Source organism: Streptomyces sp. NPDC001222 (assembly GCF_042896945.1).
Taxonomy (GTDB): domain Bacteria; phylum Actinomycetota; class Actinomycetes; order Streptomycetales; family Streptomycetaceae; genus Streptomyces; species Streptomyces gibsoniae.
On sequence record NZ_JBIAXT010000028.1, the window covers coordinates 1 to 21848 of the forward strand.

Here is a 21848-nt window from a genome sequence, read left to right on the forward strand (position 1 = left end):
GATCAAGGAGGCCAATAGCCTCGGCCTGACGCTCCGCTTCGAACCGATCCAAGCCGCCTGACCTGGGCAGCGCACTTCATTTTCGTGTCAGACCCGAGTTGGGCGGCGTTTCTCGGCGGACCTTCTACCGATGGCGAGCGCTCGATCTCGGGCCGACCGCGTTCAAGCTGCCCAATGGTGAGCTGCGAGTCTGGCGGAGCGACTTCACCGCGTGGTTGCGGCAACTGGAGGCGGCGGCGTGAAGTCTCTCGATGTAAAGGTCTGGGGCGTCCGGAAGAGGAACACCAAGAAGTCGTCCTATGACGTCAGGTGGACCGTAGCTGGGAACGTGTTCTCGGAGCAGTTCCGTACCAAGGGATTGGCCGACCACTACCGTTCCAAGCTCCTCCGTGCCACCCATGCCGGCGAAGAGTTCGACACGGTAACGGGGCTGCCCGACTCGATGATCGAGAAGGCGGCTTCGATGACCTGGTACGCGTTTTCCTTGAAGTACCTCGCAATGAAGTGGCCGCACGCCGCGCCGAATACGCGCAACGGGATCAACGAGGCACTGACCGCTGTGACGGTGGCCCTCCTCGACGAGCGCCCTGGGCGTCCGGCTGAAGAACTACTGAGGAAGGCGCTTCGCAACTGGGCCTTCGTCCTTCCAGGCCCTGAGGATCGTGAGTTGCCGACCGAGGTGGCGAACGCTCTGCACTGGGTGGCCAAGGCTTCGCGTCCGCTTGCAGACCTTGCCGACGCAGCGATCGGCAGGGCGGTCCTGGACTCGCTGAAACTCAAGCTAGACGGAACGGCGGCCGCGGCGGAAACTGTACGGCGCAAGCGACGCACGCTCGTTAACGCGATGCATTACGCGGTGGATCTAGGGGAGTTCCAAGAGAACCCGATCACGGCGGTTCGTTGGAAAAAGCCGAAGGTTGCCAATGAAGTCGATCCCCGTGTGGTGGCGAATCCGGAACAGGCTCGCGCCCTGCTGACTGCGGTCTCTTACGTCGGCGGTTATGGTCGTGCTCGCGGTCGTCGACTCGTCGGGCTCTTCGCCTGCATGTACTACGGCGCTTTACGCCCGGCCGAAGCCGTCGGCCTCTCGGTGGCAGACCTGAAGCTGCCCGAAGACGGCTGGGGAACGGCGATGCTGAACCGCACCCGTCCCAGCGTCGGCAAACTGTGGACCGACACCGGAGAGACGCATGACGACCGCGGACTCAAGAACCGGCCTGTGGAGGAGGTCCGGCTCGTGCCGATCCCGCCTCAGCTCGTCACGATCCTCCGGGAGCACCTGGCCACGTTCGGGGCCGCGGACGACGGGCTGCTGTTCACGAACGAGCGCGGGGGAGTGGTCGGTTCGTCCACGTACTACCGCGTCTGGCAGGAGGCGCGGGCGCTGGCGCTCCCGCCGGCCGCAGTCGCCTCACCCCTCGCTGCCCGGCCGTACGACCTCCGACACTCGGCGCTGTCGACGTGGCTCAACTCCGGAGTGGACCCAACCGAAGTGGCCGAACGTGCGGGCAACAGTGTTGAGGTGCTGCTGGGTCGTTACGCCAAGTGCATCGACGGTCGGCAGGAGATCGTCAACCGCAAGATCGAAGAGCTGTTGCGCGAGTACGAGTGATCAGGGAGGGCGCTAAGGGCTCGTCCTGGCCACAACAGGGGCTCATCGGCCATCGGCTGATGAGCCCCGACCCATTGCCGGCCTTGCTGTTTGAAAGACTCCTGGCATGTGGCGCGAACTGATTCTGGAGCTGGCTCCTGACGCCGATCTCGGTGCCCCCGTCGACGACATCTCCTTGGCCGCGGCAGAACGAGCGCTGGGGCAGCGGCTTCCCGCTGAACTAGTCGCGTTGCTCCGGGAGTGCGATGGCGTAGCTCATGACGGGGTCGACTTGATCTGGAGCGCCGGGCAGGTCGCGAGGGACAACGCGGCGTTTCGAAGCGCTCCTGACTTCGCCGACCTGTACATGCCCTTCGAGCCGTTGATGTTCTTCGGTGACAACGCGGGTGGAGATCAGTTCTGCTTTGTTCGTACCCCAGAGCGGGACGAGGTCTTCGTCTGGGACCACGAGACCGATAGCCGGTTCATGGTGACGGGTGGGCTGCGCCAGTACCTGGAGCGGGCTCTGCGGGACAGCGGAGACTGGTACCGCTAGGCGCCAGGCCCCTGGAGTCGTCCGGGGCGCTATTCAATCGCCGGGGCTGACCTGGGCAGATGCCCCAAGATCGAGGACGCCCCTCTGGTTACGGCGCGGGAGATTCGGGGCTCTGACCGGAGTTCCGTGACGCCCAGTGTCGCCCCAGCCCTGGCCACAGCAGATGCCGGTTTGGATCACCGATGCGCCTGTCCGAGTCACTTGCGGACGTTCCGCGAGGGAGAGACGCGCGGCGGGGGTATGTCGCTTCGTGCAAGGTGACCTCGGGATTCATGAGGAGATCAGCTATGTACGCGATAGTTCGGCGTTACGAAGGGGTGACTGACCCTGCCGAGGCGGGACGGCGAGTGGACGAGGGATTCGTGCCTCTCCTCCGCCAAGTCCCTGGATTCGTGGGTTACTACTGGGTTGACGCCGGGGATGGAGTGATGGTCTCTACCAGCGTCTATGAAGACCAAGCCGGGGCCGAAGAGTCGGTCAGGAGGGCGGCGGACTTCGTGAGGGACAACCTCGCGTCATTGCTCCCCAACCCTCCTCAGGTCACGGCCGGCCAGGTTGTGGCTGCCGGGTAGCGGCCTGGGGGGGCGCTCGATCCCAAGGGCCCCCGTTCCGACGGCCTGGCCTTTCATGAAACTCCGGCCAGAGCCAGATTCGGGGAGCCTCATCAACGTTCGGGGCGCGTCATTTCTGCGGGCTGAGCTGGGCCGATGCCCCAAGATCCTGTCCACGAATAGTCCACAGACGGCGTCATAGGGCCGCTCCGGGCCGCATACGGCTGCACAAACGCGAAGACCCCGGCCGCAGCGTTTCCGCTGGTGACGGGGTCTTTGGGCACCTCATACAGGGTGCCCCCGGCAGGATTCGAACCTGCGCACACGGCTCCGGAGCCCAGGTGAGACCGTGAGGGTATTGGTGCCCTGACCTGCGACGGAGGCTCCGACAGGGCGGGCGCCAATCAAGATCATTACGCCCCTATTACGCAGGCGGCCTGTCGGGCGGTCGGTCCGGCCCGTATGGTCGAAGCATGATCTCGGGCAGCAGCGGGACACCGGACGGCGGCGGCGCGGAGTTCACGGCGGAGGGTCTGGAGCCCGTCCTCCGGGATGCGTGCGCGAGGGCTGGAATCGACTCCGGCGGCGCCGAACTGCTGCGACTGGGGTCGAACGCGGTCTACCGACTGACGTCCTTACCGATCATCGTGCGCATCGCGCGTGATCCATCGGTGCTCGCCGAGATGGAACGGGCTGTGGGCGTGGCCCGGTGGCTTGAGACCGAGGACTTCCCGTCCATGCGCGTGCCAGCGTCGGTCGTGCAGCCGCTCGTCGTCGGCGGACTGGTGGTCACCTTCTGGGAGAGCGTCCAGGATCGCGAGGAGTACGCGACGGTCGGCGAGCTGGCCGACCTCCTACGCCGTTTGCACTGGCTTGAGGAACCCGAATCTCTGGGCCTGCCGTACTTCGACCCGCTGGCCAAGCTGGCGGCGTCTCTCGACGGCCTGGGCGGCATCTCGGGGGAGGACCGGACGTTCCTGGACGAGCGAGCGGCGGCCCTCGCCAAGGATTACGACCGCCTGGACTTCGTCCTCCCCTTCGGCCTGATCCACGGTGACGCCAGCATCGGGAACATCCTCCGCCACAGGGACGGGCACGCTGTGCTCATCGATTTGGACGGCTTCGCCCTCGCCCCGCGCGAGTGGGACCTGATCCAGACGGCGATCTTCTACGACCGGTACGGCTGGCACACAAAGGCGGAGTACGCCGAATTCGTGCACCGGTACGGTTTCGACCTGATGAACTGGCCCGGCTACGAAACGCTCGCCGACCTACGTGAGCTGATGATGGTCGCCTGGCTCGGCCACCAGGTCACGACGAGCGAGCGGTCTGCCGCCGAATTCGCTCGGCGAGTGCGTTCCCTCCGCACGGGGGAGGGCCGAGACGAGTGGGGCCCGTTCTGAGCGCGTGGAGACCTGCGCTCAGACACCGACGAGGGCGCCAGACGCTACCCACAGCCTGTGCTCTCTGACCTGCTCGGTGAAGGCCTGTACGTCCGCACTGTCGCCGGCTGCTGTGAGGTTCTGCCGGAACTCGGTGAGGTAACTGACGCACCGTGCCGACTTGAGTTGCTCGCCCAGGTCAAGAGCATCGAGCGCCACCCGACACGCCTCCTCGATGTCTCCGGCGCGTAGGTGTGCGTCGGCCAGAACCATGGTGGCGAAGAAGTCGCTCCGCACGTGCGTACCGCTCATAGCGTTTTCGGCGTAAGCGACGGCCTGCCGGGCACTGTTGACGTCGCGGAAGCAGTGGGCGGCCTCGGCGGCAAGTTCAGCTTCGTCGAAGTAGGTGATCCACTCAGGCTCGTCGTCGCGATTCCGGCTCTCCAGCGCTTTCGTGGCGGCACTCAGGGCGGCCTCACACCCGGCGACGTCTCCGGTACGGGCAAGGGCGCGGGCCTCCATCGCGTGGAACTGAGCCCGCAACGTTGGCGTGGCCACCGGTGAAATGCCCATGAGCGCTGCACGGGCGAGAGTGGCGGCCTCGGTGTACCGACCCAAGAAGGTCGCCTGGTGGCTCATCGCAGACAGGACGCTGCCTGCGAACCTGCGGTCGTTGGCGTCCTGGGCAAGGCGGAGCGCCTGGAGGAAGTACCTCTGGGCGAGCCCGTGGCGGCAAGCGTCGTAAGACATCCAACCGGCAAGGAGCGTGGCTTCCGCCACGGTGGAGAACAGGGCTCGGCCTACCTGCTCGGTGTAGCGGCCTCGCAGAAGCGGGGTCACGTCGTTGTTGAGGTACTGGATGACCGAGTGCCGCGCATGTTCTCCGCCGAACTGGTCGTCGAGCCGTGCGAACATGTCGGCTGTGGTCTTCACGGCTGTCACGTCGCCGAGACCGACTCGCATTCCCTCGGAGCGAGGGCGAGGGATGCCCGGCTCGGGCGCGACCAACCACCGAAGGGACGCCTCGTTCCACGCGGGCTCGGACGGTTCCGCCGTGAGCAGTGGGTCGTACTGGTTGAGGTCTGCTCGCCACAGCTGGCTGACCGTCTGAATGGCGTCGTCCGGGCTGGCGGGGTACGCGGCGTCCAGTACCGGAGCGTCTTTCAGCTCTCCATGTTTCAGCCCGAGTTCTGCAGCGCTTGCGGCGAAGGCATCACACAGCAACGGGCCGTAGAAGTCGTCCGGCGTGCTGTGGCCGTTCTCCCAACTCGCGATACGCCGCTTCACACTGGCGTCCGAAGGAAGCTGATGACCGCGCTGAGCTGCTGCCTGGCGCAGCTCCCTCACCAGCCTTGGCTGGCTCCAGCCTCGGCTGATGCGGGCTTCACGTAAGCGGACGCTGATCGGCTTCATCGAGTCGTGCCCCTTCACTCCCGCGCGCATGCGCCGGTGTGGCAACTCAGCTTGCCTGATCGAATGTACGCGCTGGTGACGGCATATTGCAGGCAGTAACCGAAGATCCTCTGTCGGAACGTCGGTGACGGGGGATGACATGACCTGCGTGGACGCGTCATCCCCCGTCACCTCTCGTCATCTGCCCTGGTCAGGTACTGAGCGCGGAGTCTGGTCCTACTGCGGCATCGGGGCCGCACGGTGGTCCGAGTGAGGGTGAGACGACGTGTACAGGATGACCAGGCGGGGCATGGAATGGCTGTCTGCGGCGGCGGACAACCCGGTCGAGTGCCGGCAGGTGTGGGCGGACGATCCGCGGATGCCCGCGTTGCTGCCGACTGGCCGCCTTTTCGACGTCTTGAGCGTGGACCAGCGCCTCGGCATGGAGATGTACGACCGGCTCCTGCGCAGTGGAATGCCGTTCGGGCCTACGGCCATCGACCGCAAGGCACAGCGAGTCGGCTTCTTCCTCAGCTCCCGGAGCCGCGAGTCCTTCACGCACTACCTCGAACGCGAAGCCTCGACTCCTCCGACGTACCGGTACCTCGATGAGGGCTCGGCCGTGGTCGTCCCCGGCCCCATTCCGCTGTTCGATGACCGGTACCAGTGGCTTCGCCCGCCTACGCGCCGGCCGGAAGCCAATCCCCTGCGCCCGGTCGCCCTCGCGACGGCGCTGGTGGCTTCCGCTGAGCTGCTGGCAAGGATCGACCGCTTCGACGAGCAGTACCCGACCCCCTACGCCGCGGTCGCCGCCCTTCCCGAGGAGACCGACCACTGATGCCGCATGAGCCGACCGACGGACACGACGCTGCCACGTGGTCGCCTCTCGACAGCGAGGGGTGGTACGCGGCACGGAACGCGACGACGGCCCTGCGGGACGCCCTGGTGCGGGCCGGTCTGGAGAAGGACTTCCCGTATCTGCGTGCGGACTTGAACGCCTTCGGGCACGGTCTCGTCGAGTTGGGCCGGGTTTCCCCAGACACGGCTGAGCGCCTCGCGGAACTCCTGCGCCTGGCAATGGCCAGCGGATTCCGCCGCGACCGTGACGGCGACGAGCACGAGCATGCACCGGCCACCAGCGAAGAGGGCAAGGGAAGGATCTAGGACTATGACCGACCAGCGAGGAGTGGTGGCCAAGCGAGCGGAGGACTTGGTTCCCGGCGTAGCCTACGTCCGTGGCTGGGCGCGCGCACGACGAAGCGCCGGCACCTTGGCCGATCAACTCGTTCTCCTCGGACTGGACTCCGACCTTCCCGGCCTGGTAGCTGACGTGAACGTCTTCGGCGACGGGTTGGTGCAGCTCGGCACCGTTCGCCCCGAAGCGGCCGAACTGCTGGCGAAGCTGATCACTGCTGGACTGGACGCGGAGATGGGCAGCAAGGCGGCTGAAGCGCACCCGAGCAGCCAGCACGAGACGCCTGCGGCCTGAACCGCTCACGGACTTTCGGTCGGCCGCGAACTGATCCTCTTCCACAGTCAGTCAGTGACTTCGGTTGGCCTGCCGCTCGGCCGGGACCGGCGCCCCAGCGCCGCAGCCCGGACGAACGGCAGGCCAACGCGTGACATCAGCTTGGGAAGCTAAGGTGATCTAGAGCTTGCTGCGGTCATGACCTGCGGCGGAGGGCCGTGGGAGTATGACGGGCGAGTTCCATGATTCCCCGTGGTTGCCCGCAGGATCTGGCACGCGTCTGGCACGACCACTTCCTCCCGAACGTCTCAGCAGGCTGCTTGCTGTGCTCTGTCTCTTGGGTGAGGGTTGGGTCCAGATGAGGTTCGGCTACATCGCAGCCGCCGTCACCGCAGGGATGGCAGACTGACCGCATGGGGGGAACACCAACAAGAGCCTGGGCGCAGTTCAAAGCCCGTGTGAAGGAACTGGGCGGCGAGGTGCTGGAGCCGAAGTGGCTCGGCAGCGCCGCCAAACACCGAGTCCGATGCCCGAAAGGGCACGAGACCGAAGCAATCCCGAACAGAGTGCAACAGGGACAGGGCATGTGCCGACCTTGTTCCGGCAGTGATCCGGCCACAGCCTGGGCAGCGTTCAAGGCCCGAGTGAAGGAGCTCGGCGGAACCGTAGTCGAGCCGCAGTGGCTCGGGAAGGATGAGCGCCACCGGGTTATCTGCTCGGAGGGGCATCCGTGCAACCCTCGGCCTGGCTATGTACGCGACGGTGGGGGCATCTGCTCAGTGTGCTCCGGCAATGATCCGGCTACGGCCTGGGCGGCGTTCAAGACCCGGGTGACGGAACTCGGCGGAACCGTCGTGGAGCCGGGGTGGCTGGGGAAGGCAAAGCCCCACCGCATCATCTGTAGAAATGGCCATCCATTTAGTCCCACGCCGAACAATATTCGCACCGGTTCGGGCCGATGCCTTAGGTGCGTAGGCATCGACCCTGTCGCATGTTGGGAGTGGTTCAAGGCTCGAGTGGCGGAGCTCGGCGGCCACGTCGTGGAGCCGGCGTGGCTGGGCGACGGAACCGCACATCGACTGATCTGCCGCGAAGGTCATCGAACCAGAACCATCCCCAGCGGCGTCAAGCAAGGGCAAGGAATCTGTCGACATTGTGCGGGCAAGACGTGGGACGTGTTCTACGTCGTAGAGAGCGCGAACCACGTGAAGTTCGGAATCACTTCGGGAGATCCTCGTCCCAGGCTGCGGACTCATGCGAAGGATGGCTTCACTGCCGAGCTTCGTGTCATCCGGGACCTTCCGGGTGATCTCGCGCCCGACTTGGAAGCCGGCGTTCGGTTGGCCCTCGCCGACGAGGGCCTGAAGCCTGTGCGAGGACGGGAGTACTTCCCATCCGCGGCCACTCCGCTGATTCTGTCCATCGTCGATCAAGCACTCGGTGAGATTGGCCGCCAGCACGTGTCTCTTTGATCGGTTGGTTAGCGTGCGTGTGGCACATCCCCAAACATGACGAAGCGCCAGTCTGGGAGGAACCCCTCCTAGGATGGTCCTTCTGCCTGCGCCCCCGGCAGGATTCGAACCTGCGACACCCGCTCTAGGAGTTCGATCGCTCCCCGGTACTGCTGGGGAGCTGCCCGGCCATGCTGGCCATGCCAGACCGCCTAGGAGTGCTGACGTCCGGAGCTGTTGATGTCACTCGTGGATGTCAGAACGGCGCAACCGCGTGCGCCCGCTGGCACGATGGTCTCGCGGTTGACCTGGAGCGCGCCACCGCAGAGAAGGGTCCGAGGACCGCGCGCTCCGTGTCCACCCTCATAGGTCGAACAGACTTTCCTGGAAGTTCTCGACGACATCCCGTCGCGGGTAGAAGAGGCCGAGCAGTAGAAAAGTCTTGGGGCGGGCCGCGACGTTTCCGACGAAGCAGTGCACGGCCCTCTCCGGAGTGACCATCCGATCGAACCAGCGCTCGCGAAGCTTCTCTTCCACGTCGTCCTTCCCGTACTGACGAAGAAACTTACGGTAGGACTCGCCCGCCTCCCAGTCCCTCAGCCCCATGTCATGACCACCGCACTCCTGCTCCGCACATCGGAAGCTGTACCGGAACTCAAGCGGCACCCACTCCAGTTGGCGAAGGTCCTGCGCAAGTAGATCCAACTGATCTGCCAAGGCAGCCTTCGAAGCGGGCCAGGGTTCGGCCGGGGCGAGGCGAAAGCCAGTGAACTCCGCCGGGCGGAAGACGCCGAGCGATGTACCCCGCACCTCCTGGTCGCGCCTTATGGAGCACAGGGACGGCGCCACGAGGGGCCGAACATGCGAAAAGCGTTCGCGCCAGCCGTCCGCTGTCCCGAGACGCTCGATGACCTTGAGAGTCTGCAGATTAGGGCGCAAGCTCTCGGGACGACGGTCCCCATGGTGCCGCTGCACGTCAACATCAACGATCGAGTACTTGGCGAACTGGCTTTCTTCGTTCAGCAACCGGAACGGAACCGGGAAGAGTCGCACATGTTGGGGCGCCCCCTGGTCGAGCCGTATGCCAGCCACGCAGCTCGTCTCGTGGTACTTCGCGGACAGTTCCGGATAGGTCTTGACCGTGATCATGATCCGCGCGCGTTGCCACTTTCCCGATCCCATGGGTGCCCCCTCCACTGATCTCCCGATCCGATTGGAGAAGAGGCATGCGCCAGGGGCAAGGGCGCGTACAGGAATGAGGATGAAGTCAGGCCAAAGGCATGACGGGCACCGCAGCCCGTTCGCAGACCATGTCCAGAACCACCTGCCGGTGGCAGCGGCTCTCATCCTTCTCGAAGCACAGCACCGCGACCCGGGACTGCCGGGCATGCTCCGCGAGGCGCTCAAGATCGGTCTGCGCCTCCTCGGACCGCAGCAGCCCGCGAAACCGGGCTCGGCCCACGTCGAGGCGGCCGTCCCAGAACGGTGCCCGGTTGTCCTTGGGATTTCCCAGGCTCCGTAGGTGCGTGTACTCGATGCCGGCCTCGGCAAGTGCCTCCCCGAGGCGGGTCTTGCTGAAGCCCTTCTTGCGGCTGATTGGCGTAAGCCGTACATCCGCCACGACTTCGATGCGACTGGCCCGAAGCGAGGTGACGAAGGAGTCGATGTCTCGGCCTTCGTACCCAGCGGACCAGAGGCCGGGGGTCACCCTGGTCTCCCGGAACAGCTCATCGAGGGAGACCTCAAGAGCCTCGGCAACCGCTCCGACCGTGAAGAAGCTTGGCTGGATCGCTCCCTCACTCTCCAGACGGGCAAGCGTTCCGACGGCGATGCAAGCCTCCTTGGCGAGCCGTTCACGCGTCCACCCGCGGGCCTCCCGCAACGCTCGAACCCGCCGGGCGAGCGCACATGCGTGGTCGTGGGGGTGCTCCGAGTAATGGCCTGCCATGGTCGTGATCCTAATGGGCTTTGAGGCGGCTGGGCATGGTGTGTTGCTGATCAGCGACAGGACGGGATTCCGAAGGGCCCTGACCTGGTAGTTCACCGTCGGGGTGGCGGTTTTGATGTACGACCTCTTCGTCCCGAAGCAACTTGGTTGGGTGCTCTGCCTTGGGTTGGAGTGCCTCTCACCTGTGCTAATGGTCCGTGAACGTTCGCGGTTGTTCGCCGGTGTTCGTCGGCGTTGTCACGCAATTAGACACTCACCAATGAGGGTGTACCCGCTGGGTGCGGAGAGCGCACGCCGCCTGGCACAGGCGGGCCTCTGTGAGTTCGAACCGGGGCTGACGGGCGGCGCGTTCCCGTGCATCGAGCGTGAGTACGGCTTCGAGGGTCATGAGCTTGCGAAGCCCGGGTTCGCCATGGGGTCGCCCTGGCTGCCCCTGCAGATAACCGCCCACAGGGCTCAACTGGCCAGCGACCTGGTTCCCGCCCTCCCCGCATGATCTGGAACGGTTCTGGCAGGACCTAATCGCTTCCGGGCTTTCGTTGCTGTTGGGGCGCCCACGATGTGCCGCAGAGCTGCCGGAGGTTGCTGGCTCGTGTCGGCTCTTGTCGTAGCGGTTGTTAGGTGGTCGCCCGCTGAAGAAAGGGTGCCTGCTCAGCCGCCCACATGTCGCCTGCGAGTTGACCTGTTCTGCCATCACACAAGTAGCATGTCGTTTACTCTGAGCAGTGAGGGGGTGGGTCATGGCTGGTCAGGGTGCTTGGCCAAGATCCTCTGGTCCTGGGGATCTGTTGCGCGTAAGTGCCTCGGACGCGCAAAATTTGCTGCGGGGCTGTGGTCTTTACGGCTCGTACAAGGTTCGGCACAAGCTGAAGCCCCTGGATTGGGCCTACAGGCGGGACGAAGTCCAACCTTTTGTCCTCGGCGTCGTGCGCGACGTAAGTATTGCGCTCCAAGATGACCCACGCATTGACTCTTGGGATGAACTTAGCCAGCTCGTCTCCCAAAATCTTGCACCGTATGGTCTGCATTCAGCCGTTCTCCGGTATGCAACGCAAGCCGTCGAGAACTATTTGATCTGTCACGATTTGAGCAAGGCTGAACTTGGAGCGCTTCAGCTCCGGATGTGTGATCCGGAAGTTGTTCCAGATCCCAGGTTCCCAGGCCAAAAACTGAACGTCTGGGCTCCGGTTTACGATAGCGATAGCGGCGTGCGTGAGGTGCGCAAGCTGCGGTTCGGTACCGCCAGACAGGCACCGGAGAACCCAGATAGGTGGACTGTAACGGCCGCCCATGTGGCCGGCTTGGTTCGTCCGCGTGGGGACGTAACAAGGATCCGAGTTATCGAGCTTGGTCTGAGCGACGGTTCCGTGGAGGTCTTGTTCAATGACAGCCCCGCCGTCGCGAAGGCTCTGTATGATTCGCAGGTTGTACCAGCACTGAACAAGATTGTTGAAAGCAAAAGTGTGACGCCAGGGTCCAACTGCGGAAAATGCAAGATGGCTGGCTGCTGCGATACTCTGGAAAAGCTGGACGGGTTCCTTGGTCAGGTCCGCCGAGGGCATGCGACGCGTTCTGTAAGCGCCCGGGACCTTGAAATATATGAAACGTGCCCGTCTCAGTGGTACCTCATTAATAGCAATCTGCCAGGGGACTCGGATCCTGGGCCTTCCTCGGAGCGTGGACGCAACGTTCATGATTGGTTGGCCAAAGCTCACATGGACAACCGAGGGTGTGACGCCAGCGATCTAGATTTCATAGATGAGTATTTCCCTCAGCACCTCAGCGAGGAGGAATACTTGGAGGCGCGGGAGTACGTCACACAGCATGCACTCTCCTGCCCTCTCGGCGATGGGGCGCGCGTAATCGGAAGCGAAATAGGTATTTATGGGTACGACGCTCGTGCCGATGTTGTAATCGTTAGTAAACCTGACCTCCTGTACGTAGACGCTGACGATACTTTTGTCATCAGGGAAACCAAGACAACGACTCGCTCGATTCCTCAAGATGAACGAGCGGCATTTGACCAATTCTTCGCGGTGCCATGGCTAATTAACTTGATGGCCAGCGGCTATAGGGGCCCATATAGGAGTGAAAAAGCACGCTTGGAGCTGGAAGTGCTCGCGTCAGCGGAGAGCCGAGTCTACGCATGGGATCTGAACGATAGCGGCCTCCGCGGTATGGCCAAGGCGGAGGTCCGTCTCCGCGCCAAAAGGTGGCACAGAGACACGACTTGGTCGAGCACGCCCGGGGAGCACTGCAGGTGGTGTCCCGTTCGTCAGTGGTGTGGTGATGCCAGAATCGAGGAAGCGGAGACTGACGACGGGGAACGCATGCCGTAACTGCGCTGTCTGGTCGCCCGCGGGGTTACGCCGGAGCTGTGTGCATCCGCTCCCCGCGCGGGCTACCCTGGGAGCGATGCTTTGACATCTCGTTGGAGCACACCAGGAGCCGCCGGAGGGGGAGTTGGACGATCTGGAGCGCCCGTCCCCGAAGGGCATGGCCCTGCGGCGGCCGAGTCTCCAGCCGAGGACGCGCCCACACGTCCGTCCTCCCGTCCCGACCCTTCCGCGGCGGCACACGCCAGTGGACATCGCTTGGGGTGATACAGGGACGCTCTGTTCGCTGGCTCTTCGGCCGCCTCTGCTCAGCAAGGTTCTGCGCCTCTACGGCACATCGCTGGTAGTTACGGAGGCAGTGGCAGCTGAGATCAGGAGGTTGGCTTCCGTTCCGGAAGCTCGGCGGACTGTCGATACCCGGTTGCTCTGCACCGGGGCAGACTCCATTGCTCGGCACCTCGATGCCGGCGACATCAAGGAGCTGCCTCTGCCAACTTCAGACGACACATTCAACACGTCCGACAAAATCGGCCAGGTGCTGCGGCAACTGAAGGAGATCGACGCTGCTACGGCGGAGCGAACCGGTAGAAACACTGACCGTGTTGGTTCCGCCCATAAGCATGCCGGCGAGGCACACAGCATTGTAAGTGCCCTACGGACAATCGCGTTCGGTCGCCGGACGCTGTTGCTGACGAATGATGGCGGAGCGATGGCTGTTGCCGAGCGAAACGCTGTCCCGTTCAAGCATGTTGGACACCTGCTCGCAGAACTCGCTTGTCACGATGCGAACGTTAACGCGGATCAGCTGTTCGACGCCTTCACGCAGATAACGCGGAAGTTTGCCACGGTTCCGATGCGACATCAACCGAAGGATAAAGCGTCTTTCAGTTGTCTCATGCAGGGCGGCTCGTGCCGCCTCTGCGACTGACAGCGTAACGCCTAGCCGTTTAGGTCTGCCGTGTTGATCTCCCAGCCAGCCTCTCGCAGTTGAACGCTGGCGACATCCACAGATCCGTCAGCGATCACATCGGCCACGGCTTGGAGGCTTACAAGTTGCTCGCTGTAAGCGTCAAGAACTTGCTGTGAAAGCCGTTCTGAGGGGAATGTGAGACCGCGCGAACTATTTAGTTCGTTCCACGCCTTCGAATTCCCGGATCGTCGCATTAGTTCACCGACAGGGATCGTACGGCAATGCTGGAAGGTATCCTCGTCTAGTGCGCCTTCCGCGAACTCGGAAAGAGCGATTATCGCTGCGTCTCGACTCACTCCGTACGTCAAAATGACGTCGGCCAAAAACTTCTCAGCTTTTGCCCCCGTGAGATTGTCGCCGTACTCCTCCAGCTTATTCAATAGTGCTTCTTCTGGAAGTAGCAGGTGTCGCGCGAAGGAGTTGGCAATTCGCTCGGGGCGGAGGTCCTGCATTGATGCTCGATCAACAATGACCTGGCCTGGGTCATTTTGCAGCACGTGACAAAGCTCGTGCGCCAGAGTAAACCGCTGACGTGACCAGACGTCATCGGAATTAATCATGATGACCCATGCGATCGTGCCCCCGTATGTTTCGGGAACCGACATTCCGTGAACTTGATCCGGTAGGGCTCGATATTCTACGGGAAAGCCTAGACTTTCAATCAGCCCTGTTAGATCCTCGATGGGATCAATCTCGTCAATGCCCAGGTAGCCGCGGAGTCGGGCAGCCGTCCGTTCTCCTGCGTGGCGATTGTGCCAAACTTGGGATGGGGCGTAACTGGTGACGTCGGTAACCGGTTGTGCGAAGCCCCATTCGCGGGTTAGGCGATCGACTTCCAAAAGTCGTGTCGCGTGTGAAACGGCGTCACTAACGTCGTGAATTCCCTCTATCCCGCCAAGGCGAAGACTGACGCCCATTGTAGGCTTTTCCGTTTGCAGGAAAAGGCCCGGAGGTACCTGGAAAAAGGCACTTAGGAGCGTTGCCTCATAGGTTGAAGGGAGTCGCGTCCCTGAGATCAGCTCCATGTAAGTGCGCTTAGATCCAAGGAGGTCGAGCAGTGTTTCGGAGGTCACGCCCTCGCGTTTGACGAGGGTGTTTAGGGTGTGCTTGAAGCGCTCTTCGCGTGTGTCAGTTGCAGCCATCACCACCCCTTCCGCCTTGCGTCAGCCTGGCGGCTGCAGCGGTCCCATCGTCCACCGCCCAGTGTGGCAGATGCTCTGTGGCTACACAGGCAGCAGCACTGGTCTGCAGACTTGATATGGCAAACACTAGTGCCAGGCACTGACAGTGGACCGAACGTGGACGGCCTGTGACCGGCCAGCGGAGGTCGGTGGAGCGGCTTTGGGCTGGAGCTGCTTTGGCGCGAGTGATCATGGCCCCGTAAGCTTCCGGCGCGTCGGGCAGTCTGTGGACCTGCCCGGTAAAGCACGACGTTGGGGCCATGATCTTCGAGGCTCGCGCCAAAGTGGCTGCCTAAAGCCGTGGAGCCGACCGCCCCAGCCACGACGTACTCCATCTCTGACGTGAGGCAACTGATCGCAGGAGCGCGGCACGGGCACCGGCCGGGCTGGAGCGGGGCGAAGACAGGAGCGCAGGCCCGGCCGGGGGCCGGGACGCGCGCGGTGAGCGGAGCGAGCCGCCTTGATGACGTAGAGAAAGTCTGAGCCAACCTGGGCCGTGTTACAGCCGGAACGACAGCTCCAACTCGTCGCCCGGGAGGTGGAACTCCTCCAGGGCGAGGGGCTTGTCTGACTCGGCGAGCGTCACGCGGAGGATGTGGAGCAGCGGTACCCCGTCGGCGAGCCGTAGCGCTTGGGCCTGGTCGGGCAGGGGCATTCGAGTGCGGACGTACTCCGTGAAGTGGAGTTCGTGGCCCAGGTCGGCGAGTGCAGCGTAGAGCTCCGGTGCCGGCGGTGGGGCTTCTTCCTCGTACTTGGTGTCGATAAGCACCGAGAACGGGACATAAGTTCGATGGAGTTGGCGTAGGCGGCCGTGGTCCGCGGTCTGTAGGGCGTCGTACGTGAACATCGGCTCGCCTGGCGGGATGCGGAGTAGGTCCGCGAGGGCAAGTGGGGCGTCGGTGCGGGTGGCTACAGGGGGCTCGGCGTCCGCCCAGGTGATGCCGTCTGCCTCGACGTAGCGGCCGTCCGTGGTCCGACGTACACCGCGAGGGCGCGTGTGGCTGGGGCGGCTGTGGGGAGAGCGGGCGAAGGTGCCGCGGCCCATGATGGCCTCGACGAGGCCGGACGCCCGGAGTTCGCTCAGACCCTGGCGGACCGTGGGACGCGTCACACCGAACTGCTTGGCCAACGCCTCCTCTGACGGGAGCGGTTGGCCGGCCGGGAACGTGCCGTCCAAGATGCCATCGCGCAGGTAGTCGGCGATCTGCCGGTACTTCGGCTGCGTGCCCTTTGGCGGCATGCGGGCCCTCCATGGCCGTGGTCTCTGCGGCAGTTCCGTCCTCGTAGAGGCCCCTGTCCGCGTTCGTGGACAGCTTCTCGTATCGCGAGTCGGTTGACAACCCGTACTACGGGTGGCCACTCTTGTTCTGCACCCGTACTACGGGTCGTCTAGCAACCCGAAGGAGAGGCCTTCGGTGACAGAGATGAGGAGATCCGAACAGTGGCAAGCCTTCCGATCGACACCGCGAAGTTCACGGGGATCATCTGCGCCGTGCCCCCGGCTCCGCGGGTCGCCAACCGTGAGACCGGTCAGCTTCGCGTGGACCGCGAGACCGGCAAGACCATGTACCAGGTCGGTCTGTGCCTGATGGCCGGTGCGTCGGCCGACGTCGTGACCGTGAGCGTGGCCGGTGAACCGGCCGGTGTGCAGCTCGGCATGCCGGTGACTGTGCGGGACCTGGTCGCCACCCCGTGGGAGAACGAGGGGCGGCATGGCATCGCGTTCCGGGCGGCGGAGATCCGGCCCCTCAGCGCTCCCGCCTCGGCGGGCAAGGGGGCCGGGCAGTGATGAACCTGGCCTCCTCCGCCACTTCGGCCGGTGTGACCGGGCCGAACTGGGTGCTGGTGGTGGCCGCAGTGCTGGTGCTGGGCCTGCTTCTTGCGGGTCCGACCCTGCGCCGCCGCTACCCCGTGACCTGGTGGCTGTTACTCGGCTACCCGGCTGCGGCCCTCCGGGTCGTGCGCACCTGGAGGCCCCTGATGGCTGGATGCGGACTCGCCGTGAGCCGTCGGCCGGCGCTGACGGTCGTGTCCGGGCTCGTCGGCAATGGAGCACCTCCGCCACAACCGCGCGTACCGCGTCGCAGCCTCATACGCCCGACCTCCGGTGGCTTCGTCCTGCTGGCGCGGCTGTTGCCGGGGCAGGTGCCGGAAGACTTCGTCAAGGCCGCGCCCGCCATGACGGAGAGCTGGCAGGTGCACGCGGTGCGGGTGACCTCCTGGAGGCCGGGAGTCGTACGCGTCGTCGCGTCGGCGGCTGATCCGTTAGCTGCTCCACGCGTGCCGAAGCAGCGAGGGCCCGGCCATCTGCTCCGAGTGACCGTGGGCGCGCTGGAGACCGGAGCCGCGTGGGTGCTCGACCTGCGACGCGTGCCGCACTGGCTCATCGTCGGGGCCACCCGCTCCGGCAAGTCCACACTCATCAACGCACTCGTTGCGGGCCTCGCTCCGCAACCCGTCGCCCTGGTCGGCATCGACTGCAAGGGCGGCATGGAACTGTCCCTCTACGAACCGCGGTTGTCCGCCCTCGCGACCAACCGGGAGCAGGCCGTCCGGCTGCTGGCTGCCCTCGTGGAGCTGACTCTAGACCGCATGACCGTCTGCCGGGCGGCTCGCGTCCGGAACATCTGGGGTCTGCCGGACAAGGAACGCCCGGTCCCCGTCGTCGTGATCGTCGACGAGATCGCGGAACTGTTCCTCGTCGCGAGCCGGAACGAGAAGGACGAAGCGCAGGCTGCCGGTACGGCGCTGATCCGGCTGGCCCAACTGGGTGCGGCTCTCGGGGTCTTCCTCGTCGTCGCCGGCCAACGCGTCGGCTCCGACCTGGGGCCCGGCGTCACCGCCCTGCGGGCACAGCTCGGCGGCCGAGTGTGCCACCGGGTGGCCGATCCCGGCACGGCGGAAATGGCGCTCGGAGATCTCAACCCCGATGCCCTGAAGGCGGCGCAGGCCATCACCCCGGAACAGGCCGGTACGGCTGTTCTCGCCTCCGGTGACGGCTGGGAACGCGCCCGGTCCCACCTGATCACGGAGTCGGAGGCGGAAGCCGTTGCCGCCGAGTACGCGCACCTGACTCCGGTCCTCTCCGAACTGCACGTCGAAGCGCCGTGAAAGGGGCCTGCCGTGCTGGTGTCCATGTCCGCCGTTCTGCTGCTCGGGCTGCTGATCTGGTTCCTCCTGCGCATTCGCTACCTGCGGTGGGTCGACGCGCTGATCTGCGGAGCCTTCGGCTTCCTGCTCTCTCGGACCTTGGCCGCGCCGCTCGTTCAGACGCTCCTCGACGGCGTGAACGGCTTCCTCGGCCATCTCCGCTTCTGAACACGCCCACTCACCAGAGAAGGGAACTTTCCGTGTCCGACTACGTCATCCGCTCCGGTGACCGCGCCGCTTTCCTGGCCGGTCTGCGGGAGCTGGTCGACTTCCTGACCGCCAACCCGGCAGTCGTCGTCCCGCGTCACGCGTCCGTCATCGTCCTGGTCGACGCCGCTGACCCTGCCGCTCGCCGAGCTGGCGTGGAGTCCGTCGCTGCTCCGCTCCGCGTCCTGGCGGAGGACATCGGCCTCGGCTACTTCACCGCACGCCGTGACTTCGGGCCGATCTCGTTGGGCGTCGCCGGGGTGCCGGGCGAGTTGGACGCCGTCGCGTTCTCCTCGGAGGCTGCCTGGGACCACGCGGCCGGCCAGGAACTGCAGTGATTGCCCGTACGACGGGCTCCCGACGGGGCGCGAAGTCGCCAAACCCGACCCCGTCAGGAACCCACTCCATCCGCCACGTGAGCAGTGAAAGGAGCACTCACACTTTGTCCACCGCGCATCATTCGCGCAAATCCCCGCTGCGCGACTGTGAACTCAGGCAGCGTGACGCGCAGGTCTCGACCTGCGACGGACGGGAACAGATCGTCCTGGTCGGCCTCGACGGAGCCGAGCAGCGCCTGTGCCCCGCGCACGCTGCCGCCCTCTGGCTCACGGACCCGACGCTTCGCTTCAGCGCCAAGACTCGGCCGGAGGGGATCGCGGCCGTGATGGGGCAGGCCTTCGGGCGCGGGGGTGGTCGCCGATGACCACTCGGCTTGCGGTGGGTGCTGCCGCGCTGGTCGCCAGGGCGGCGGAGCCGGACTTCGTCGCCTGGCGCCGGAACATCGTCCGCCTCGGTGGGTGCACTAACCCCATCCATCTGGTCGGTGCCGCAACCGTCTACGACACGAGGACCGGTGCGGCCCTGCTCTCCTACAGTTCGGACACCTATGGCGGTCGGCTGCTCACCGGGTGCGGCAACCGGCGGGCGACTGTTTGCCCGGCCTGCTCGGGCCTGTACCGGGCGGACACGTATCACCTCATCCGCACCGGTCTCGTCGGCGGCAAGAGCGTTCCAGAGTCGGTGAGTGGGCACCCGCGGGTGTTCGCCACGCTCACCGCTCCCGGCTTCGGCCCGGTCCACACGCGCCGTGAGCGAGATGGGCGCGTGCGGGCCTGCCGGCCTCGTCGGGCGGGGGAGTGCTGCCCGCATGGGACTCCGGCCGGATGTCGAGAGCGGCACCCGGCGGATGATCCGCGTCTCGGCGAACCGCTCTGTCCGCGCTGCTACGACTACGCGGGGGCCGTGCTCTGGCACGCGTTCGCCGGTCGGCTCTGGCACCGATTCGGGCTGGAGCTCCGGCGGGAGGTCGCCCGGCGGGCCGGGCTGTCCCGTACGGAGTTCGGGGAGGTTGCCAGGCTCTCGTACGCGAAGGTCGCTGAGTACCAGCGGCGGGGCCTGGTCCACTTCCATGCCGTGATCCGGCTCGACGGTCCGGACGGGCCCGGCTCGGCTCCGCCCCACTGGGCGACCGTCCGGCTCCTGGTGGACGCGGTACGGGCCGTGGTCGTTCGGGTGCGGTTGGCCGCTCCGGGCGCGGATGTGGTCGGTCCGCGGGTGCTGCGCTTCGGCACGCAGGTCGACGCACGGCCGGTCACCTCGTACGGGCGGGACGTAGGGGAGCGGCCTGCCTCTGCGGGAGCTGTGGCGGGCTACATCGCCAAGTACGCCACCAAGGGGGCAGAGTCCGCCGGTGCGGTGGACGGTCGCATTCATCACGCGCGAGACATGGTGATGCTGCCGGTTCGTGCGCATGTGCTGCGGATGATCGGTACGTGCTGGTGGCTCGGCGGCCTGCCTGAGTTCGGGCCGCTCGGGCTGCGACGCTGGGCCCACATGCTCGGGTACGGCGGCCACTTCTCCACCAAGTCACGCCGCTACTCGACCACGCTGACCGCCCTCCGACAGGCCCGTGCGGACCACCGCGCGGAGCAGCAACAAGCCTCCCTCGGCCTGGCCGACCATCCCACGGTCACGGTCGGCGAGTGGCGGTACGCGGGGCGCGGCTACTCGCCGGAAGCGGCTCTCCTGGCTGCCTCGGTGCGGGAGGGCGGTGGTCTCCATGGCGCGTGACGGCCGTGCGAAACCGGCGGAACTGCTCACGGTCCGGCAGGTGCTCGACGAACTGGGCGGCATTTCCCGGCGGACCTTCTACCGCTGGCGGGAACTGCGGCTCGCTCCGGCCTGCATCCGGCTGCCGAACGGGGAGCTGAGGGTCCGCCGGGACGTGCTCAACGAGTGGTTGGAGAAGCGGGCAGAGGGGGCTGCGTCGTGAAGTCGTACAAGGTCGTCGTCTGGAAGCTCAGTGTCAACCGCTCGGCGAAGAAGCCCACCCATCTCGTCCGCTGGTCCGTGGACGGCCAGCCGTTCCACGAGTCCTACAAGACCAAGGCACTGGCTGACCGCTTCCGGTCTCAGCTCCTGAGGGCGGCGGACAAGGGCGAGCCGTTCGACACCGTGACCGGCCTGCCCGATTCGCTGCACGGTGGCAAAGCGGCCCTGTCGTTCCTGGACCTGGCGGTGAAGTACGTGGATGCCCGGTGGGCGGAGGCGTCGGCCAAGCAACGGGACAGCGTGACGGACGCACTGGCGACGGTCGTTCCCGTCCTGGTCAAACCGGGACGGGGGCGGCCTGGTCCTGATGTTCTGCGGCGGGCGCTGCGCTCGTATGTCCTGCCGGTCCCTCGCCGAGAGCGGGAGCGGCCGGAGGAGATCGCGGCGGCGGTGAAGTGGATCGAGAAGGCGTCGCTGCCGGTGGCGGAGCTGCAAGAGATCACCCGGGTGCATGACCTGATCGACGCGCTGGGCCGGAGGCTGGACGGCAAGTCTGCGGCGACGCAGACGTACCGGCGGCGGCGTGCCGTGGTCTTCAACGTTCTCGAATATGCCGTGGAGCTGGAGCACCTGCCCTCCAACCCGCTGAGCCGGATCCGACGCAAGCGGGGCAAACGGGCGCTGCAGGAGGTTGACCGCCGGGTGGTGGTCAACCCTCGGCAGGCTCGGGAACTGCTGACCGCAATCACGTATGTGGGTGGCTATGAGCGGGCGAGTGGCCGACGGCTGCGGGCGTTCTTCGGGTGCCTGTACTACGCGGCCATGCGGCCGGGGGAGGCCCTTGGCCTTCGACGCTCCGACTGCACGCTTCCGCCGTCGGGTTGGGGCCGTATCGAGCTGGCGGAGACCCGGCCCACTGCTGGGAAGGCGTGGACGGACTCTGGTGAAGCACACGACCGGCGGGGCCTGAAGCAGCGGGCGAGTGGTGAGGTTCGCATTGTGCCAATTCCGCCTCCGCTGGTACGGATGCTCCGCGAGCACATCAAGGAGTTCGGCACCGCGGAGGATGGTCGGCTGTTCGCCAGTGAGCGGGGGAACGTCGTAGCGGCGTCCTCGTACTCCCGTGCGTGGAAGCAAGCCCGCGCGCTGGCGTTCCCGCCCCAACAGGTCTCCTCCGTCTTGGCGGCCCGTCCGTACGACCTCCGACACGCGGGTGTCTCCCAGTGGCTCAATTCCGGCGTACCCGCTCCGGAGGTGGCGGCTCGCGCCGGCCACTCGGTGGACGTCCTGCTGAAGATCTACGCCAAGTGCATCGACGGCCAGGAGCAGGAAATGAACGACCGGATCTTGAAGGGGCTGGGGGAGGAGGACGTGTAAATGCGAGCCATGTGACC

General features: G+C 65.4%; 24 protein-coding genes. 19 read left to right on the forward strand and 5 right to left on the reverse strand.

The window, feature by feature from the left end; genetic code table 11:
• The first annotated feature begins 62 nt into the window (after positions 1 to 62).
• From ACFY2Z_RS30115 to ACFY2Z_RS30130, 4 genes are all read left to right on the forward strand, one after another.
• Positions 63 to 242, forward strand: a complete 180-nt coding sequence (locus ACFY2Z_RS30115; protein ID WP_390747324.1) for a helix-turn-helix transcriptional regulator — start codon at positions 63 to 65, stop codon at positions 240 to 242.
• A complete protein-coding gene (locus ACFY2Z_RS30120; protein WP_390747234.1) occupies positions 239 to 1612 on the forward strand; it encodes a tyrosine-type recombinase/integrase in 1374 nt (457 codons plus the stop codon). The genes ACFY2Z_RS30115 and ACFY2Z_RS30120 overlap by 4 nt, the downstream gene beginning before the upstream one ends.
• A 106-nt stretch (positions 1613 to 1718) precedes the next feature.
• Positions 1719 to 2147: an SMI1/KNR4 family protein gene (locus tag ACFY2Z_RS30125; protein ID WP_390747235.1), complete on the forward strand. Its 429-nt coding sequence runs from the start codon at positions 1719 to 1721 to the stop codon at positions 2145 to 2147.
• A gap of 1024 nt (positions 2148 to 3171) precedes the next feature.
• Positions 3172 to 4101, forward strand: coding sequence for a phosphotransferase family protein (locus ACFY2Z_RS30130; protein WP_390747236.1), 930 nt, complete (start codon positions 3172 to 3174; stop codon positions 4099 to 4101).
• Between the two features lie 18 nt (positions 4102 to 4119).
• On the opposite strand, the gene ACFY2Z_RS30135 is transcribed toward ACFY2Z_RS30130, so the two are convergent.
• Complete coding sequence (locus tag ACFY2Z_RS30135) at positions 4120 to 5367, reverse strand: hypothetical protein (protein ID WP_390747325.1); 1248 nt, start codon at positions 5365 to 5367, stop codon at positions 4120 to 4122.
• Between the two features lie 415 nt (positions 5368 to 5782).
• Between ACFY2Z_RS30135 and ACFY2Z_RS30140 the strand changes: the two genes are divergently transcribed.
• The 4 genes from ACFY2Z_RS30140 (at position 5783) to ACFY2Z_RS30155 (ending at position 8412) form a co-directional block, all read left to right on the forward strand.
• Positions 5783 to 6310, forward strand: coding sequence for a bifunctional DNA primase/polymerase (locus ACFY2Z_RS30140; protein WP_390747237.1), 528 nt, complete (start codon positions 5783 to 5785; stop codon positions 6308 to 6310).
• Positions 6310 to 6636 carry a hypothetical protein gene (locus ACFY2Z_RS30145; RefSeq protein WP_390747238.1) on the forward strand — a complete coding sequence of 109 codons (327 nt, stop codon included), beginning with the start codon at positions 6310 to 6312 and terminating at the stop codon, positions 6634 to 6636. The genes ACFY2Z_RS30140 and ACFY2Z_RS30145 overlap by 1 nt, the downstream gene beginning before the upstream one ends.
• 4 nt (positions 6637 to 6640) lie before the next feature.
• Complete coding sequence (locus tag ACFY2Z_RS30150) at positions 6641 to 6961, forward strand: hypothetical protein (RefSeq protein ID WP_390747239.1); 321 nt, start codon at positions 6641 to 6643, stop codon at positions 6959 to 6961.
• A 392-nt stretch (positions 6962 to 7353) separates the two neighbouring features.
• Complete coding sequence (locus ACFY2Z_RS30155; RefSeq protein WP_390747240.1) at positions 7354 to 8412, forward strand: hypothetical protein; 1059 nt, start codon at positions 7354 to 7356, stop codon at positions 8410 to 8412.
• Positions 8413 to 8754: 342 nt separating this feature from the next.
• Here ACFY2Z_RS30155 and ACFY2Z_RS30160 read toward each other — a convergent pair whose 3' ends face one another.
• Positions 8755 to 9573: a hypothetical protein gene (locus tag ACFY2Z_RS30160; RefSeq protein WP_390747241.1), complete on the reverse strand. Its 819-nt coding sequence runs from the start codon at positions 9571 to 9573 to the stop codon at positions 8755 to 8757.
• 85 nt (positions 9574 to 9658) lie between these two features.
• Positions 9659 to 10339, reverse strand: coding sequence for a DUF488 family protein (locus ACFY2Z_RS30165; RefSeq protein WP_390747242.1), 681 nt, complete (start codon positions 10337 to 10339; stop codon positions 9659 to 9661).
• 259 nt (positions 10340 to 10598) lie between these two features.
• On the opposite strand from ACFY2Z_RS30165, the gene ACFY2Z_RS30170 reads away from it, so the two are divergent.
• From ACFY2Z_RS30170 to ACFY2Z_RS30180, 3 genes are all read left to right on the forward strand, one after another.
• Positions 10599 to 10835, forward strand: a complete 237-nt coding sequence (locus tag ACFY2Z_RS30170) for a hypothetical protein (protein WP_390747243.1) — start codon at positions 10599 to 10601, stop codon at positions 10833 to 10835.
• Positions 10836 to 11265: 430 nt separating this feature from the next.
• Positions 11266 to 12678: a PD-(D/E)XK nuclease family protein gene (locus ACFY2Z_RS30175; RefSeq protein WP_390747244.1), complete on the forward strand. Its 1413-nt coding sequence runs from the start codon at positions 11266 to 11268 to the stop codon at positions 12676 to 12678.
• Between the two features lie 355 nt (positions 12679 to 13033).
• On the forward strand, positions 13034 to 13603 hold the full coding sequence (locus ACFY2Z_RS30180; RefSeq protein WP_390747245.1) for a hypothetical protein: 570 nt from the start codon (positions 13034 to 13036) through the stop codon (positions 13601 to 13603).
• Positions 13604 to 13614: 11 nt separating this feature from the next.
• Here the strand turns inward: ACFY2Z_RS30180 and ACFY2Z_RS30185 are convergent, their stop codons facing one another.
• Positions 13615 to 14787 (reverse strand): ImmA/IrrE family metallo-endopeptidase, encoded by a 1173-nt coding sequence (locus tag ACFY2Z_RS30185; protein WP_390747246.1) that lies wholly within the window; start codon positions 14785 to 14787, stop codon positions 13615 to 13617.
• 538 nt (positions 14788 to 15325) lie between these two features.
• The gene (locus tag ACFY2Z_RS30190; RefSeq protein WP_306191880.1) at positions 15326 to 16066 is read right to left on the reverse strand and encodes a GntR family transcriptional regulator; all 741 of its coding nucleotides are present in this window, start codon (positions 16064 to 16066) and stop codon (positions 15326 to 15328) included.
• A gap of 201 nt (positions 16067 to 16267) precedes the next feature.
• On the opposite strand from ACFY2Z_RS30190, the gene ACFY2Z_RS30195 reads away from it, so the two are divergent.
• From ACFY2Z_RS30195 to ACFY2Z_RS30230, 8 genes are all read left to right on the forward strand, one after another.
• A complete protein-coding gene (locus ACFY2Z_RS30195) occupies positions 16268 to 16615 on the forward strand; it encodes a hypothetical protein (protein WP_189891650.1) in 348 nt (115 codons plus the stop codon).
• Complete coding sequence (locus ACFY2Z_RS30200; protein WP_390747247.1) at positions 16615 to 17937, forward strand: FtsK/SpoIIIE domain-containing protein; 1323 nt, start codon at positions 16615 to 16617, stop codon at positions 17935 to 17937. Before ACFY2Z_RS30195 ends, ACFY2Z_RS30200 begins: the two co-directional genes overlap by 1 nt.
• A gap of 12 nt (positions 17938 to 17949) precedes the next feature.
• Positions 17950 to 18144, forward strand: a complete 195-nt coding sequence (locus tag ACFY2Z_RS30205) for a hypothetical protein (protein WP_208898814.1) — start codon at positions 17950 to 17952, stop codon at positions 18142 to 18144.
• Positions 18145 to 18176: 32 nt separating this feature from the next.
• Positions 18177 to 18521 carry a hypothetical protein gene (locus tag ACFY2Z_RS30210; RefSeq protein ID WP_390747248.1) on the forward strand — a complete coding sequence of 115 codons (345 nt, stop codon included), beginning with the start codon at positions 18177 to 18179 and terminating at the stop codon, positions 18519 to 18521.
• Positions 18522 to 18625: 104 nt separating this feature from the next.
• Positions 18626 to 18886, forward strand: coding sequence for a hypothetical protein (locus ACFY2Z_RS30215; protein ID WP_390747249.1), 261 nt, complete (start codon positions 18626 to 18628; stop codon positions 18884 to 18886).
• The gene (locus tag ACFY2Z_RS30220) at positions 18883 to 20253 is read left to right on the forward strand and encodes a replication initiator (RefSeq protein WP_390747250.1); all 1371 of its coding nucleotides are present in this window, start codon (positions 18883 to 18885) and stop codon (positions 20251 to 20253) included. Before ACFY2Z_RS30215 ends, ACFY2Z_RS30220 begins: the two co-directional genes overlap by 4 nt.
• Positions 20243 to 20455 carry a helix-turn-helix transcriptional regulator gene (locus ACFY2Z_RS30225; protein WP_390747251.1) on the forward strand — a complete coding sequence of 71 codons (213 nt, stop codon included), beginning with the start codon at positions 20243 to 20245 and terminating at the stop codon, positions 20453 to 20455. The genes ACFY2Z_RS30220 and ACFY2Z_RS30225 overlap by 11 nt, the downstream gene beginning before the upstream one ends.
• Complete coding sequence (locus tag ACFY2Z_RS30230; protein ID WP_390747252.1) at positions 20452 to 21831, forward strand: tyrosine-type recombinase/integrase; 1380 nt, start codon at positions 20452 to 20454, stop codon at positions 21829 to 21831. Before ACFY2Z_RS30225 ends, ACFY2Z_RS30230 begins: the two co-directional genes overlap by 4 nt.
• The last annotated feature ends 17 nt before the right edge of the window (positions 21832 to 21848 follow it).